At 67.0% G+C, this 16,359-nt stretch carries 13 protein-coding genes; 1 reads left to right on the top strand and 12 read right to left on the bottom strand.

The genetic code is table 11. The annotated features are described in order from the left end of the window. Positions 1-795, bottom strand: a complete 795-nt coding sequence (locus M3G03_RS04370) for a (Fe-S)-binding protein (protein ID WP_259808374.1) — start codon at positions 793-795, stop codon at positions 1-3. 43 nt (positions 796-838) lie between these two features. Next, positions 839-2,533 carry an L-lactate permease gene (locus tag M3G03_RS04365; protein WP_259808373.1) on the bottom strand — a complete coding sequence of 565 codons (1,695 nt, stop codon included), beginning with the start codon at positions 2,531-2,533 and terminating at the stop codon, positions 839-841. A 165-nt stretch (positions 2,534-2,698) separates the two neighbouring features. Between M3G03_RS04365 and M3G03_RS04360 the strand changes: the two genes are divergently transcribed. Then, complete coding sequence (locus M3G03_RS04360) at positions 2,699-3,412, top strand: FadR/GntR family transcriptional regulator (protein WP_259808372.1); 714 nt, start codon at positions 2,699-2,701, stop codon at positions 3,410-3,412. Positions 3,413-3,434: 22 nt separating this feature from the next. On the opposite strand, the gene M3G03_RS04355 is transcribed toward M3G03_RS04360, so the two are convergent. The 10 genes from M3G03_RS04355 to nuoF form a co-directional block, all read right to left on the bottom strand. After that, positions 3,435-4,406 carry a polyprenyl synthetase family protein gene (locus M3G03_RS04355; protein ID WP_259808371.1) on the bottom strand — a complete coding sequence of 324 codons (972 nt, stop codon included), beginning with the start codon at positions 4,404-4,406 and terminating at the stop codon, positions 3,435-3,437. 105 nt (positions 4,407-4,511) lie between these two features. Then, entirely contained in the window at positions 4,512-6,086 is a 1,575-nt protein-coding gene (gene nuoN, locus M3G03_RS04350; RefSeq protein WP_259808370.1) for an NADH-quinone oxidoreductase subunit NuoN, read from the bottom strand. Then, the gene (locus tag M3G03_RS04345) at positions 6,086-7,588 is read right to left on the bottom strand and encodes an NADH-quinone oxidoreductase subunit M (protein WP_259808369.1); all 1,503 of its coding nucleotides are present in this window, start codon (positions 7,586-7,588) and stop codon (positions 6,086-6,088) included. The genes nuoN and M3G03_RS04345 overlap by 1 nt, the downstream gene beginning before the upstream one ends. Before the next feature lie 14 nt (positions 7,589-7,602). Next, complete coding sequence (gene nuoL, locus M3G03_RS04340; RefSeq protein ID WP_259808603.1) at positions 7,603-9,450, bottom strand: NADH-quinone oxidoreductase subunit L; 1,848 nt, start codon at positions 9,448-9,450, stop codon at positions 7,603-7,605. 76 nt (positions 9,451-9,526) lie between these two features. Continuing rightward, positions 9,527-9,826: an NADH-quinone oxidoreductase subunit NuoK gene (gene nuoK / locus M3G03_RS04335; protein ID WP_259808368.1), complete on the bottom strand. Its 300-nt coding sequence runs from the start codon at positions 9,824-9,826 to the stop codon at positions 9,527-9,529. Further along, entirely contained in the window at positions 9,823-10,632 is an 810-nt protein-coding gene (locus M3G03_RS04330; RefSeq protein ID WP_259808602.1) for an NADH-quinone oxidoreductase subunit J, read from the bottom strand. The genes nuoK and M3G03_RS04330 overlap by 4 nt, the downstream gene beginning before the upstream one ends. After that, a complete protein-coding gene (gene nuoI, locus M3G03_RS04325) occupies positions 10,632-11,186 on the bottom strand; it encodes an NADH-quinone oxidoreductase subunit NuoI (protein ID WP_259808366.1) in 555 nt (184 codons plus the stop codon). The genes M3G03_RS04330 and nuoI overlap by 1 nt, the downstream gene beginning before the upstream one ends. After that, a complete protein-coding gene (nuoH, locus tag M3G03_RS04320) occupies positions 11,186-12,568 on the bottom strand; it encodes an NADH-quinone oxidoreductase subunit NuoH (RefSeq protein WP_259808601.1) in 1,383 nt (460 codons plus the stop codon). The genes nuoI and nuoH overlap by 1 nt, the downstream gene beginning before the upstream one ends. Positions 12,569-12,603: 35 nt before the next feature. Then, on the bottom strand, positions 12,604-15,021 hold the full coding sequence (locus M3G03_RS04315) for an NADH-quinone oxidoreductase subunit G (protein ID WP_259808364.1): 2,418 nt from the start codon (positions 15,019-15,021) through the stop codon (positions 12,604-12,606). Further along, complete coding sequence (nuoF, locus tag M3G03_RS04310; RefSeq protein WP_259808600.1) at positions 15,018-16,355, bottom strand: NADH-quinone oxidoreductase subunit NuoF; 1,338 nt, start codon at positions 16,353-16,355, stop codon at positions 15,018-15,020. The genes M3G03_RS04315 and nuoF overlap by 4 nt, the downstream gene beginning before the upstream one ends. Positions 16,356-16,359 lie beyond the last annotated feature (4 nt).

Here is a 16,359-nt window from a genome sequence, read left to right as displayed (position 1 = left end):
TCAGGCCTCCTTCGCGGTGCTGGCCAGGATCTCGGCCAGGTGGATGGTGCGGATCCCGGTGCGCTGGCGGTGCAGGATCCCTCCAATGTTCATCAGGCAGGCGTGGTCGCCGGCAACAAGGTACTCCGCCCCGGTGGAGACGGCATTGTGTGCCTTGTCCGAGGCCATCGCAATCGACATGTCGGGGTTCTTGAGCGAGAAGGTACCTCCGAAACCGCAGCACTGCTCGGCCTCGGGCAGGTCGACCAGCTTCAGCCCGCCCACCGCGCGCAGCAGCCGCAGCGGTCGGTCACCGACCTTGGCGATCCGCATGGAATGGCAGGTGGGGTGGTAGGTCACCGTATGCGGGAACCAGGCACCGACGTCCTCCACGCCGAGGACATCGATGAGGAACTCCGACAGGTCATAGGTGTGGGACGCTGCAGACCCGGCTGCACGGGCAAGTCCTGCGTCCCCTGCGTGGTCGGCGATCATCTCGTGCTGGTGGCGGACCGATCCGACGCAGGAGCCCGAGGGCCCCACGATGTAGTCGTAGTCGCCGAAGGCCCGCACGTAGTTGCGCACGGAGCCCACGGCCTGGTCGAAGTAGCCCGTGTTGGTCATGATCTGGCCGCAGCAGGTCTGCTCCCGGGGGAACTCGACGGTGCAGCCCAGCCGCTCGAGCACCTCCACCGTGGCTCGCGGGACCGAGGGCTTCATGGTGTCGGCGATGCAGGTCGCGAAGATGGCGACGGTGAGGCCCGCCCCCGGGCGTCCGGGATTGGCTTGTCGGGGAGTGGGGAGGGTGGCGGTCATGTCGAACCTTTCGGCAGAAGTCGCGAGATGGGGTCGGGAGAACTCAGGGGATGAGCCAGCTGAGCACGGGCGTGGACATCAGGCCGGCCAGCAGGCACATGAGCAACAGCAGCACCAGGCTCCAGCCGAAGACCTTGCGCAGGATCACTGACTCCGATCCAGAGAGGCCGATCGCGGTGGCGGCGATGGTGAGCGATTGTGGTGAGATCATTTTGCCCACCACTCCGCCAGCGGCGTTGGATCCGACGAGCAGTCGTCGCATGTCCTCCACCCCCAGGTGGCTGCCGGGGCCGATCTGGGAGCCCACGCTCGACTGCAGGCCGGAGAACAGGATGTTGGCTGAGGTGTCCGACCCGGTGACATAGGTGCCGATCCAGCCCAGCACCGGAGCCAGGAACGCGTAGCTGGCGCCTGCGCCGGCGATGAACATGCCCAGGGCCAGGGTCTGCCCGGAGTCGCCCATCACATAGGCCAGCGCGACGACCGCGCCGATCGTCAGTGCCGCAAACCGCATCTTGACCATGTTCTTCCACAGGACGCCGAAGACCTCGGCGAGCGACATCCGGTAGACCAGTCCGGTCAGGATGGCGACCAGGGCCAGCAGGATGCCGGGGGTGGATGCCCAGCCGAAGGTGAAGTGCTGGTGGGCGGAGGGCTTGCCGGCGACAGTCATCAACCCGTCCAGCATCGGCCAGCGGAAGGTGAGGTCGGTGCTTGCCAGAGCGCGCTTGACGGCTGGGACCGCGGCCAGACCGAAGACCACGATGACCATCAGGTAGGGCACCAGGGCCATCAGGATGCGCTGGCGGGTCAGCGGGGTCGCGCCCTCGTCGAGCGGGCTGGGGGTGAAGTCCTTCTCCACCGTCGAATCAATGGGGACGCCGATGCGTTCGCGGGCGGCAGCTCCTCCGCTCGGGTGCCAGAGGCGCAGGAAGCCGATGGCGACCGCCACGCTGATGACGGCGGCGAAGAGCTCGGTCAGGTTGTACAGCGACGTGGAGGAGACGATCCACTTGGTGACACCGAAGGCGGCGGCGATCACCAGACCCACGGGCCAGCACTCGATCAGGCCGCGTCGACCGTCCATCACCCACAGCAGGAGGAAGGGGACGACGATGCACAGCAGAGCGGTGATGCGTCCGGTGATCGGTGAGATGGCCAGGACGTCCTCGAAGCCGCCGGTGCGGGCAGCCATCAGGACCGGGAGCCCGACGGCGCCGAAGGCCACCGGCACGGTGTTGGCCAGCAGCGCCACGATGGCCGAGCGCAGTGGGGAGAAACCGACCGCGATCAGCATCGCCGCGGTGATCGCGACCGGTGCGCCGTAGCCGGCCAGGGCTTCGAGGAGTCCGCCGAAGCAGAAGGCGACCACCAGGCCCACCACCCGCGGGTCGTCGGAGATGAGGAAGAACGTGCGGCGCAGGTCCTCGAAGCGTCCCGACACGACGGTGACGTCGTACATCCAGATCGCCGTGAGCAGAATCCACACGATCGGGAACAGGCCATAGATGAAGCCGTGCGCCGAGGTGGACAGCGCCTGGACCACCGGCATCTTGAAAGCCGCGATTGCCACCACCAGGGCAACACCCCAGGAGAACAGGCCGGCGAGGTGGGCCTTCCACCGCAGCGCGCCCAGCGTGATGAGCATGGCGAGGATCGGGAGAAGGGCGAGGAGGGCGGACAGCCACTGGCGTCCGAGCGGATTGGTGTTCGGGGTGAACACCTCCAGAGCAACCATGAGAACTCCGTTGTTCAGTGGTCGGGCCTACATTGGTAGGACCATAACCCGGCGGTCGCTGGACGTCAACAGGGGGTGGTGGAAATTCACCCTTCGCGCGTTCGCACGAGCCCCTGCACGAGAGCTGCTGCGACGGGCAGTCGAGACGATGGGACAATGGCGGGCATGACGACTCAGGCACCCGGAACCCCAGGCCAGGGCGGCTTCGACGTGGCGATGGCCCACATCACGGACCAGATCCTGTCCGGCCAGGTCCGCCCGGGTGACCGCTTGCCCCCGGAGCGCGAACTTGCCCAACAGCTGGGGATCAGCCGCGGTGCTGTGCGCGAGGCGGTCCGCGCGCTCCAGGCCCAGGGCCTGGTGACCTCTCAGGTGGGTCACACCGGTGGGACGCGAATCGCCTCCGGGCAGGGTGAGTCCTTCGGTCGGACATTGCGGCTCCACCTGGCGCTGCAGTCCGTCTCCCACGATGAGTTGACCGACACCCGCGTGCTCCTGGAACGCGAGGCCGTGGGCACTGCGGCCAGCTCAGCCACGCCGGAGGAGTTGGCCCACCTGGCTCGGCTTTGCGATCAGATGGACGCGGCGGAGACCATCGCGGAGTTCAACGCCCTGGACACCGATTTCCATGTGGGGATCGCGCAGGCGGCCCAGAATCGGCTTCTCCGCGACCTCACCATTGCGGTACGCCAGGCGCTGGCCAGTCACATTCTCGCCAGTGAGCAGCAACTCGGGGACGCATGGCTGCGGCTCCGAGAAGACCTGATCGCCGAGCACCGGCGCATCCTCGACGCACTGGCAGCGGGCGATTCTGCACGGGCCGCTGACCTCGTCGAAGAGCACGTCCGCCGCTCACATGTCGCACTGGTCAGGTCCTGAGGGGAGGGGACCGGCGGGCCCCTCAGACGTCGCGGTTGACCAGGTCGTCGCAGACCTTCAGCAGGGCGTCCTTGGCGGGGCCCTCGGGCAACGGGGCCAGATGACCGCGGGCCAGGTCTGCCCGGCGACGGACCTCGGCGCGAGCCCGGCCCAGGACGGGGTGTGCCCGCAGCTTCTGCAAGACCTCCTCCAGTGCCTCGTCACTGCTCAGGTCGCCATCGATGAGCGCCACCAGCTCGCGATCCTCCGGGGCGTCCGAGGCACGCAGCATCAGCGTGGGCAGAGTCGGGACGCCCTCGCGCAGGTCGGTGCCCGGGGTTTTGCCCGTTTCGTCCGAGGCGATGTCGATGATGTCGTCGGAGAGCTGGAAGACCAGCCCGACCTCCTCACCGAAGGCTCGCAGGGCCTCGAGCACCTCGGCCGGGGCACCCGCCACCATGCCCCCGAAGACGGCCGAGGTGGCGATCAGGGAACCGGTCTTGTCGGCCAGCACCTGCGTGTAGCCCTCGAGCGGGTCAGCATCACCCGGGCCCTGGGTCTCGGCGATCTGGCCCTGGACGAGGCGGGCGAAGGTGTCGGCCTGCAGGGCCACGTAGTCGGTGCCCAGCGTGGCAACGGTCGAGGAGGCGCGGGCGAAGAGGTAGTCACCGACGAGGATGGCGACGGTGTTGCCGAAGCGGGCATTCGCGCTCGCTGCTCCGCGGCGCAGGTCGGCCTCGTCCATCACGTCATCGTGGTAGAGACTCGCAACATGGGTGAGCTCGACGACACAGGCAGCCTTGACCAGCGCCTCCTCGTCGACCCGGTCACCGAATTCGGCGGCCACGGCCACGAGCATCGGCCGGAAACGCTTCCCACCCGCATCGATGATGTGGTTGGCCGCTTCGGTCACGAAAGGGGTCTGGGCGCCCGCGAGCTGCCCCAGGCGCTCCTCGATGCGCTCCAGTCGATCGGTCAGCCTGGTACTGAAGGCATCATCTGCTGGCACGGTCACTCCCCCACCCTCTCATGAACTTTCTGCTTTCACGACTCCGCCCCTGCACGCAATGCAGGGGCGGAATCGTGGTTGTGCGTCGTGCCTGTCGGCCGAAGCCTGCGGTCAGCGCAGGAACTCCGAGGCGCGGATGGCCAGGTCGCCGAGCGGGCTGCTCCACAGGCCAAGCACCAGGGTGCCGACAGCGCACAGGATGATTACGGTCCAGGTCATCCAGCTGGCCTGCTCGACCTGCACACCCTCGGTGGCCTCCCCGGCATCGCGGAAGAACATCACCATGATGAAGCGCAGGTAGATGTAGGCAGCGACCAGGCTGGCGATGACGGCCGCGAAAACCAGCCAGGCGTATCCGCCGGCCCAGGCAGCCAGGAAGACCTCCAACTTCCCGATGAAGCCCGCGGTCAGTGGGATGCCGGCGAAGCTGAGCAGGAACAGGGTCATCAGCGCACCCAGAACCGGGTGCTGGCGTCCCAGGCCCGACCAGGCGGCCAGCTGGGTGGCCTCGCCACCGGCGCGACGCACCATGGTGACGATCGCGAAGGCGCCGAGTGTGGCCAGTCCGTAGGCGCTCAGGTAGAACAGGATCGAGCTGGTCGACCCGGCCAGGGCGTGGTTCCCGGTCGCCGCCGTCACCGCTCCGGCGATGCCGACCAGGATGAAGCCGGCGTGGGCGATCGAGGAGTAGGCCAGCAGTCGCTTCACATCGGTCTGGGTCAGGCCGATGATGGCACCCACGAACATGGTGATCACGGCCAGACCGGCCACCACGGGCTGCCAGGTCCACTGCAACGGCGCGAGGCCGACGTAGAGGACGCGCATCAGGGCGATGACGGCGGCAGCCTTCGTCGCGATTGCCATGTAGGCGGTGATGGGGGTCGGCGCACCGACGTACACGTCGGGTGTCCAGGAGTGGAAGGGCACCACGCCGATCTTGAACAGCAGGCCCACCAGCACCAGCACCACGCCGGCGACCAACAGACTGTTCCCGCCCTCCGCGTCGGCCTGGATGCGCTGGGCCAGCATGCGGATGCTGAGGGAGCCGCTGTAGCCGTACAGCAGGGCCGTACCGTAGAGGAAGATGGCGCTGGCCAGCGAGCCCAGCATGAAGTACTTCAACGCGGCTTCCTGGCTGAGCAGTCGGCGACGACGCGCCAGGCCACACAGCAGGTAGAGCGGCAGCGAGAAGACCTCCAGCGCCACGAACATGGTGATCCAGTCGGTCGCCGAGGCGAACATCATCATGCCGAAGGTCGAGAACAGCACCAGCGGGTAGATCTCGGTGTGCTCGGTGCGCGACTGGAAGGCCTTGGCCTCCAACGGCGAGCCCGGCACCGAGGCCGCGTACGGGGTGAAGTTCAGGGCACCGCTGTTGAGCTTGCGCTCACTCACCAGCAGCAGGGTCAGGATCGTCGCGACCAGCAGCAGCCCCCAGATGAAGTAGGTGGGCCCGTCCATGGTGAGTGAACCCTCGGCATGGACGCCGAGACGATCCTGGTTCCAGTTCTGGATCGTGAAGGCGAGGGAGGCGAGCAGGCCGATACCCGAGACGATCAGCTGGGCCTCGTCGCGCAGGCCCTTCTTGATGATGCCCTCGACGAGGACGCCAACAGCTGCTGCGGCGAACAGGATGATCAGCGGGGCCAGCGCCCGGTAGTCGGGCTGGACGACAAGCTGCGTCATCATCGGTTGCCTCCCGGCATCGGATCGGTCATTCCAACCTGCTGCACGAAATGCTTGGCAGAGGTGTTGAGCATGTCACTGGTCCACTGGGGGTAGAAGCCCAGCGCCAGGATGATGGCAATCAGTGCACCCATGACGAACTTCTCGCGTCCATCGAGGTCGCTGTGGATCGCGGTGGCGACCTGCTCGGTGACCGGGCCGGTCATGGTGCGCTGATAGGCCAGCAGGACGTAGAGCGCAGACAGGACCATCGCGATGGTGGCGATCCCGGTGATGATCGGGTGGCGCTGCCAGGAACCGGCGATCACCAGGAACTCACCCACGAAGCTGGCGGTACCCGGCAGGGAGAGGGCGGAGAGCCCGGCCACCAGAAAGGTGCCCGCCAGCACCGGAGCGATCTTCTGCACGCCACCGAAGGCGTCCACCTTGGCCGAACCGCGGCGATCAGCCAGGAAGCCGATCACCAGGAAGAGGGCTGCCGTGGAGAAGCCGTGGGCGAGCATGTAGTACATCGCGCCCTGGATGGAGACGGTGGTGAAGGCGAAGATGCCGAGCACCATGAAGCCGAAGTGGCTCACCGAGGTGTAGCTGATCAGGCGCAGCAGGTCCTTGGCGCCGATGGCCATCAGGGCGCCGTAGACGATGCTGACCAGGGCGAGTACGAGGATCACCGGGGTGGCCCATTTGCTGGCCTCCGGGAAGATGGTGAGGCAGAAGCGCAGCATGCCGAAGGTGCCGATCTTGTCCAGGATGCCGACCAGCAGCGTCGAGGCGCCCGGGCGGGCCTGCTCGGCGGTGTCGGGCAGCCAGGTGTGGACCGGCACCATCGGGGCCTTGATCGCGAAGGCGATGAAGAAGCCCAGCCAGATCAGCTTGCCGGTGGTGGAGTCGAAGTTCAGCGCCGCCAGGTCGTTGACCAGGAAGCTGGCCTTGCCCTGGGAGGCTGCCTCGGCCCCGACCCCGATCACACTGAACAGCATGACCAGGCCGCCGGCCAGGGAGAACAACAGGAACTTCAGCGCAGCGGCTCCGCGTCGGGGTCCGCCCCAGCCACCGATGAGGAAGTACATCGGGATCAGGGTGGCCTCGAAGAACAGGTAGAACAGCAGGGTGTCCATGCTCATGAAGCAGAAGAGCGCAAAGCTCTCCAGCATCAGCGCGAGCGCGAAGAACACGTTGGTGGCCCACCGGCCCTCGCCGTCACCGACGAACCACTCGGCGATGAGCACCACTGGGACGACGGCCACGGTCAGCAGCACCATGATCATGGTCATGCCGTCCGAGCCGAGCGCGTAGTGGGCGCCGATGGACTCGATCCAGGTGTGGGTCTCGGACAGGTCGGTGCCATTGCGTGCCGCGATGAAGGCCCACAGGCCCAGGGCGGCGGCAACCACCGAGAAGAACAGGCCGGTGTACTTTCCGGCATTGCCCTTCAGCGCGAAGGTGATCAGCGACCCGACCAGTGGCACGAGGGCCAGGATGGTCAACAAGGGGAATCCCATCTCTTCTCCTCCCCTCAGGCCAGCTGGCCCAGGTAGAAGGCGGCTGCGAGCAGCAGCACGCCGGCGATCATGGTCAGTGCGTAACTGCGCACGTAGCCGTTCTGGAGGCGGCGCAGCGCAGTGGACATGCCTCCGAAGAGGTCTGCCGAACCTCGCACCGATCCGTCGACGACCGAGTCGTCGAAGGCTGCCAGTCCGCCGACGAGGTGCTGGCCGGGGCGCATCAGGAAGGTCTCGTTGAAGGCATCCCCGTAGAGGTCCTGACGGCCGGCGAGGACCAGCGGGTTGCGGGTCTCGGGCTGGCTGTCAGGGATGTCGCGACGGTGCAGGAACCAGCCGATGAGCGCGCCCACGGCCACGACGGCGGTGGTGATGATGCCGATGGTGGTGATGTGGAACAGCCCGGTGGTGTGCGGGTGGTCATCGCCCACGGCAGGGGCGAGCCAGGTGGTGATCCAGCCGTTCATCATCACACCGGCGATGATCGACAGGATGGCCAGCACGATCAGCGGGACGGTCATGACCAGCGGCGACTCGTGCGGGTGCACGCCCTCGCGCCAACGCTTGCCACCGAAGAACGTCATCATCATCAGGCGGGTCATGTAGTAGGCGGTCACGAAGGCGCCGAACATGGCCAGGGCGCCGAAGACGGTGCCCTTGTCGAAGGCTGCCTCGATGATGTGGTCCTTGGAGTAGAAGCCCGAGGTGAACGGGAAACCGATGATCGCCAGGTAGCCCATCGCAAAGGTCGCGAAGGTGATCGGCATGTACTTGGCCAGACCACCGTAGTGGCGCATGTCGACGTCGTCGTTCATGCCGTGCATGACCGAACCGGCGCCGAGGAACATGTTGGCCTTGAAGAAGCCGTGGGTGATCAGGTGGAAGATCGCGAAGGCGGCACCAACCGGCCCGAGCCCGGCCGCCAGCATCATGTAGCCGATCTGGCTCATGGTCGAACCCGCCAGCACCTTCTTGATGTCGTCCTTGGAGGTACCGATCCAGGCACCCGCCAGCAGCGTGACCGTTCCGACGATGGCGACAGCCAGGGACGCCTCCGAGGTGAGCGCGTAGATCGGATGGCTGCGGACCACCAGGTAGACACCCGCGGTGACCATCGTGGCGGCGTGGATCAGGGCTGAGACCGGGGTGGGGCCCTCCATGGCGTCCAGCAGCCAGGACTGCAGCGGCACCTGGGCGGACTTGCCGCAGGCACCCAGCAGGAGGAAGAAGCCCAGGAGGACGACCCAGGTCCTGTCGACAGTACCGATGCGCTCGGCCACCTCGGTGAACTTCACGGTGCCGGTCTGGGCCAGCAGGGTCGAGATCGCCATGATCATGCCGAGGTCACCGACGCGGTTGACCACGAAGGCCTTCTTGCCGGCGACGGCCGCAGAGTGCTTGTGCTGCCAGAAGGAGATCAGCAGGTAGGAGGCCAGGCCGACGCCCTCCCAGCCGACGAAGAGCAGCAGGTAGTTGTCCGCGAGGACCAGCGTCAGCATCGCCGCGATGAACAGGTTCAGGTAGGCGAAGAAACGACGACGGCGCTCGTCGTGGGCCATGTAGCCGATCGAGTAGATGTGGATGAGGGACCCCACACCGGTGATCAGCAGCACGAACAGGATCGAGAGCTGGTCGATCTGGAGGCCGAAGTCGAAGGTCCAGTTCCCGGCGGTCAGCCAGCGGAACAGGGGAACCGAGACCGCACGCTGGGCCTCGTCGCGTCCGAGCAGGTCGAGGAAGAGGGTCAGGCCGATGCCGAAAGAGGCAATCGGGGCCAGGGTGGCCAGCAGGTGGCCCCAGGAGTTGGCGACCCGGCCGCTGAGCATCAGCAGCCCGGAGATGACCAACGGGATGGCGATCATCAGCCAGGCCGAGCTGAACAGCCCGGTGGCCGCGACCGGCGCCACTGCAGTTTCGAGAAGATTCACGCCCTACCCCTTAGAACTTCAGCAGGTTCGCGTCGTCGACCGAGGCCGAGCGGCGAGTACGGAAGATGGTCACGATGATGGCCAGGCCCACCACGACTTCGGCGGCCGCAACCACCATGACGAAGAAGGCGGCCACCTGGCCATCCAGTCCTCCGTGTTGGTGGGCGAAGGCGACGAAGGCCAGGTTGGTGGCGTTCAGCATCATCTCGATCGACATGAACGCCACCAGGGCGTTGCGGCGGATCAGGAAACCCAGCACACCGATGCTGAACAGGATCGCCGACAGGACGAGGTACGCACTGGTGCTCATTCGAGTTCTCCTGCGGTGGTGGCCTGGTCGGCGGAGATCGCCGCGTAGGTGGCCTCGGTGGGAGCCTTCAGCTCGTTCACGTCGATGAAGGCACCGCGCTCGGAGAGGGTCTTGCTGACCGACAGGTCCGAGATGCTGCCATCAGGCAGCAGCGCCGGCGCGTGGATCGCATTGGTGCGGGCGTAGACACCGGAGTTGGGCAGCGGGGTGATCGGGGTGCCCTCGGTGGCGTAGGCCTTCATCCTGCGAGCCGCATTCTCCTTCTGGCCGATCTTGGGGATGATCGGCTCGCCGTGGGAGAGCACCATGGCGCCCACTGCAGCCACGGTGAGCAGCGCGGCGGTCGCCTCGAAGACGATGGCGTAGCGGCTGAAGAGCAGCTCGGCCATGGCGTGGACCGAGCTGGGCTGGCCGGCCGTGGCTCCGTCGAAACCGGTCGGGTCGGAGAAGCTGACGCGTCCGATGACCCAGGTGAGCATGATGACGAAGCCGAGCGCCGCCAGGATCGCGGCGACCCGCTGGCCCCGGATGGTCTCGACGGTCGATTCGGAGGTGTCAACGCCGACGAGCATGACCACGAAGAGGAACAGCATCATGATCGCGCCGGTGTAGACGATGATCTGCGCTGCGAACAGGAAGGGCGAGCCCAGCGAGGCGTAGAGGACGGCCAGACCGATCATCATCCCCGCCAGGGAGACCGCGGAGTGGACCGGCTTGCGCGAGAACACCATGCCGAGGGCGAACAGCACCATCAGCGGGGCGACGATCCAGAAGGCGACCGACTGGGCGGTGACCAGGGGAAGCATCACTTCTGGGCTCCTTCCTGGGCGGTGGGGGTACGGTCATCCGGCTTGCCGGTGGCCGGCAGTCCGAGGAAGTAGTCCTTCTCGGACGCCCCGAGGCGACGAGGGTGCGGGGGCTGTTCCATGCCGCTGAGCAGCGGGGCGAGCAGCTCGTCCTTCGTGTAGATGAGGTCGGCGCGGCTGTAGTCGGCCAGCTTGAACTCATTGGTCATCGTGAGCGCCCGGGTGGGGCAGGCCTCGATGCACAGACCGCAGAAAATGCAGCGCAGGTAGTTGATCTGGTAGACGTGCCCGTAACGCTCGCCGGGAGAGTAGCGGTCCTCGGCGGTGTTCTGGGCGCCCTCCACGTAGATGGCGTCAGCCGGGCAGGCCCAGGCACACAACTCACAGCCCACGCACTTCTCCAGGCCGTCGGGCCAGCGGTTCAGCTGGTGTCGTCCGTGGAAGCGCGGCGCGGTGACCTTCTCACCCTTGTGTGGGTAGTTCTGCGTGAAGGTCTTGCGGAACATCGTCTTGAAGGTGACGCCGAAGCCACCCCACTGGTCAAGGAATCCCATCAGGACTCATCCCCCTTCAGGGACTCGTGTTCCCCGTCGGCGCCGTGGGCGCCTGCGGGAGCGGCAGCATGGGCGGGCTCGTCGACGCGCTCGGGCGATCCCTTGAGGATGCCTGCCAGCTCGGGCAGTTCCTGTCCGGGCATCGGGGCCACCGGGTAGCCACCGGCGAAGGCATCGAAGGGCTGCTCGGTGTCGACTCGACTGGTCTCGGGCTCCTCGCTCTTGCCGCCCCACATGATGACGGCGATCAGGGCGACGATGATGGCGCCGATGATCAGGTACATCACCGGACCATCGAACCAACCCTCACGCTGGCCGGTCTTGAGCAGGGCGACCGCCACGATCCACGCCAGGGCGATCTCGATCAGCCACTTCCAGCCCAGGCTCATGAACTGGTCGTAACGGAAACGCGGCAGGGTGCCTCGCAGCCACACGAAGAAGGTGATCAACAACTGCACCTTGATGAGGAACCAGACCGGTCCCATCCATCCCGAGTCCAACCAGTGGATCTGGTTGAACGGCCAGGGGGCGCGGTAGCCGCCGAGGAAGAGGGTGGTGCAGATGCCGGAGACGGTGGCCATGTTGATGTACTCCGCGAGGAAGTACATGGCGTAGCGGAAACCGGAGTACTCGGTGAGGTAACCCGACACCAGCTCGGACTCGCACTCGGGCAGGTCGAAGGGGGCTCGGTTGGTTTCGCCCACCATCGAGATCATGTAGATCACAAAGGCGGGGGCGAGCAGGAGCGCGTTCCACTGCGGCAGTCCGGTGTTGACCCCGAAGATCTCCAGCCCGGCGGCCTGGGACTCCACGATCTGTGAGGTGCTCATCGACCCGGCGAACATGAAGACGCCCACCATCGACAGGCCCATCGCGGCCTCGTAGGAGATCATCTGGGCGGTGGAGCGGATCGAACCAAGCAACGAGTAGGTCGAGTTGGAGGCCCAGCCCGCGAGCACGATGCCGTAGATGCCGATCGAGGCGATCGCCAGAAGGAACAGCGTCCCGACGGGCAGGTCGGCGAGCTGCAGGTGGGTGCGGTGGCCGAACATGGTCACCTCACCACCGAGCGGCATGACGGCCCAGGCGGTGAAGGCGGCCACACCGGTCAACACCGGGGCGATGTTGAAGATCAGGCCGTCGGTCTTCGTGGGGCGGAAGTCCTCCTTGAAGATGAGCTTCGCGCCGTCCGCCAGGGCCTGGCCCAGGCCGAAGGGGCCATTCATGATGGGGCCGAGACGGTGCTGCATCTTGCCCACCACGCGGCGCTCGTACCAGACGTTGAAGATGGTCCAGACCAGCAGCAGGACGAACAGCCCCACCACCTTGATCAGGACGATCCACCACGGGTCGGGCGGCAACACGTTTTCCAGTGGCCGCAACACAGTTTGCAGCGGGGACATCATTTCCAGCGGGTTCATGCCGCACCTCCCACGAGTCGAACCCGATCACCACCGACGGCGCCCAGGGCGCCGCCCACACTGGCACCGCTGTTCTGCGGCACCCAGACCACTGCGTCGCACATGCCCTCCACAGTCTCAAGGGGCAGCACGAGCTGACCCCTGGGGCCGACGACGCTGACTTCGGCTCCTGCCTGCAGGCCCAGCTGCTGGGCGGTTGCGGGCGAGACCCGCGCCACCGGACGCGGGGCGGTCGCCTGCAGGGCGAATTCGTTGTCCATACCGGCCGAGCTGTCTAGCAGGCCACGCCAGGTGGACAGGACGAGATCACCCTCGCCCACGCCCGGCTGCTGTTCGCGGGCGCCGAGCAGGGGCCCGGGGTTGCCCTCCCAGCGTCCGAGCTCGTCGATCTCGGCCAGCGCAGCGGCGCTGCCGCGGAAGCCCAGCGCGGACTCCATCGCATCGGCCAGGGCAGCCAGCACGCGGATATCGGTCATCGGCGGCACGGCATGGCGGACCACGGTGTTGACACGACCGCGACGGTGCTCCCAGTTCACGAAGGTTCCGGCGTGCTCCTCGATCAGGCCGACCGGGAAGACCACGTCGGCGTGCTGGGCGCTCTCGCTGAGGCGGGTTTCCAGGACGACCAGGAAACCGACCTTGTCCATGGCGCGGCGCACGGCCTGCGGATCGCGGAAGTCCTTGGCCTCAAGGCCACCGAGGACCAGAGCCTGCAACTCGCCGTGTCCGGCGGCCTCGACCATCGCCTCGGCATCCAGCCCGACTGCGGCGGGCAGGGAGCCTGCGTTCCAGACGCTCTGCACGTCCACGCGGGCGGAGGCGTCCTGGACGGGACGGCCACCGGGCAACACGGTGGGCAGGCAGCCTGCCTCGACCGCACCCATGTCTCCGGCGCGACGGGGGATCCAGGCCAGCTTGGCGCCGGTCTGGTCCGCGAGGGAGGCGGCAGTGGTCAGGGTTCCGGCGGACAGTCCGGCGCGCTCCCCCACCAGGATGACGGTCTCGGAGTCCAGTAGGCCCTCATGGTGCAGCGAGCCGAGCACCTGGGCGGACGTTCCCGGGACAGTCGGCACGAGACGGGCGTTGACCTTCAGCGAACCGCGCGAGAGGTAGGGGGCCAGGGTGATGACCTCGAGCTTGCGCTTACGGTGGGCCTTGCGCAGGCGCAGGAAGACGATCGGCGACTCGTCCTCGGGCTCGAAGTCCACCAGGACCACGCGCTTGGCGTTCTCCAGGTCGGCATACTGCACCGAATCCTCCAGCGACCGGCCGGCGACGCGGGTGGCGAGGAACTCACCCTCCTCGGCGCTGAGCGGGCGGGAGCGGAAGTCGATGTTGTTGGTCCCCAGCACTTGGCGGGTGAAACGGCTGTACGCGTAGGCGGCCTCGAGCGTCAGGCGACCACCGGGTAGGACGCCGACGCGGTCGCCGGCCCGACGCAGGCCCTCCACGGCGACGTCGATGGCCTCGGGCCAGCTGGCCGGCTCGAGCACGCCATTGCGCCGCACCAGGGGGCGGGTCAGGCGGTCCTCACCGCGCGCCGAGACGAAGGCGAAACGGCCCTTGTCGCAGTTCCACTCCTCGTTGACCTCCGGCTTGTTGCCGGCCAGGCGACGCTTCACCTGGAAGTGGCGCTGGTCGGAACGCAGCTCGCAGCCGGAGGCGCAGTGCTCACAGGTGGTGGTGACGCTGACCAGGTCGAAGGGCCTGGCCTGGAAGCGGTAGGCCACCGACGTCAGCGCACCCACCGGGCAGATCTGGATGACATTGCCCGAGAAGTAGGAGTCGTAGGGGTCCTGCTCGTAGGTGCCGACCTGCTGGAGGGCGCCGCGCTCGACCAGGGCGATGAAGGGGTCACCAGAGATCTGCTCGGAGAAGCGGGTGCAGCGAGCGCAGAGCACGCAGCGCTCACGGTCGAGCAGCACCACGGCGGAGATGTTGATCGGCTTGGGGTAGGTGCGCTTCACACCGCCGAAACGCGACTCACCCGGCCCGTGGGTCATCGCCTGGTTCTGCAGGGGGCATTCGCCACCCTTGTCGCAGATCGGGCAGTCCAGCGGGTGGTTGATCAGCAGCATCTCCAGCATGCCCTCCTGGGCCTTCTTGGCCTTCTCGGAGGTGTGGTGGGTCTGGATGACCATGCCGGGCGCGCACTCGATGGTGCAGGACGCCTGCGGCTTGGGCATTCCGCGCCCATTGCCGGCGTCAGGGATTTCGACCATGCACTGGCGGCAGGCGCCGACGGGGTCGAGCAGCGGGTGGTCGCAGAAGCGTGGGATGTCAATGCCCACGGTCTCGGCGGCGCGGATCGCCAGGGTGCCCTTGGGCACGGAGACTTCGATGCCGTCGATGGTGACGGTGATCAGGTCCTCGCGCTCGGCGACCTGGGCGTCCTTGGACGTGTCGACGCTCATGCGTGTGCCCCCTCCTTCTGGGCGGCGGATGCCTGGGACTCCGTGGAGAACAGGGCGCTCTTCTCGTAGGGGAACAGCTCCCAGGCCGGGGTCTTGTAGCCGGCCTCGAATTCCTCGCGGAAGTGCTTGACGGCCGAGGTGACGCAGGCGACCGCACCATCGGCCAGCGCGCAGAAGGACTTGCCGCCGATGTTGTCGCAGAGGTCGAGCATCTTGTCGACATCGCCCTCGGACGCGGTCCCGGCCTCGAACTTGCGCAGCAGCTGCACCAGCCACCAGGAACCCTCACGGCAGGGGGTGCACTTGCCGCAGGACTCGTGCTTGTAGAACTCGACCCAGCGCAGGGTGGTGCGGACCACCGAGGTGGTGTCGTCGAAGACCTGGAGGGCGCGGGTGCCCAGCATCGAGCCGACACCGGCCATACCCTCGAAGTCGAGGGGAAGGTCCAGGTGTTCGGCAGTGAGGATCGGGGTCGAGGAGCCGCCGGGGGTGAAGAACTTCAGCTCGTGGCCCTCGCGCATGCCACCGCCCAGATCAATGAGCTGGCGCAGGGTGATGCCCAGCGGGGCCTCGAACTGGCCGGGGGTCTTCACATGGCCGGAGAGGCTGAAGATGCCGTGGCCCTTGGACTTCTCCGTGCCCATCGCGTTGAACCAGGCCTGGCCGTTGCCGATGATGCCGGGGACCGACGCGATCGACTCGACGTTGTTGATGACCGTCGGGCTGGCGTACAGACCGGCGACGGCTGGGAAGGGTGGGCGCAGGCGCGGCTGGCCGCGGCGGCCCTCGAGGGAGTCGAGGAGCGCGGTCTCCTCCCCGCAGATGTAGGCACCGGCCCCGGGGTGGACCACGACCTCCAGGTCGCGACCCGAACCCAGGATGTCCTTGCCGATGTAGCCGGCGGCGTAGGCCTCGCGGACGGCCTGCTGCAGGCGACGGATCACGTGAAGCACCTCGCCGCGTACGTAGATGAACGCGTAGACCGCCCTGGTGGCCATCGCCGAGATGATGACGCCCTCCACCAGGGTGTGGGGCGAGGCCATCATCAGCGGCATGTCCTTGCAGGTGCCCGGCTCGGACTCATCCGCATTCACGACCAGGTAGGTCGGGTTGGGGTTGTCCTTGGGCAGGAAGCTCCACTTCATGCCGGTGGGGAAGCCGGCGCCACCGCGCCCGCGAAGGTTGGACGCCTTGACCTCGGCGACGATGTCGTCCGGCGCCATGCCGACGGCCTTGCGCAGGGCCTGGTAGCCGCCGCGACGCTCGTAGTTCTCGAGCTTCCAGGCGTGGTCCTCGCCCCAGTTCGCCGTGAGGACCGGAGTCAGGGTGTCGATGCCG

The sequence above is a fragment of the Aestuariimicrobium sp. p3-SID1156 genome (assembly GCF_025144225.1).
Lineage (GTDB): Bacteria > Actinomycetota > Actinomycetes > Propionibacteriales > Propionibacteriaceae > Aestuariimicrobium.
This window is presented reverse-complemented; position numbering and strand designations above follow the sequence as displayed.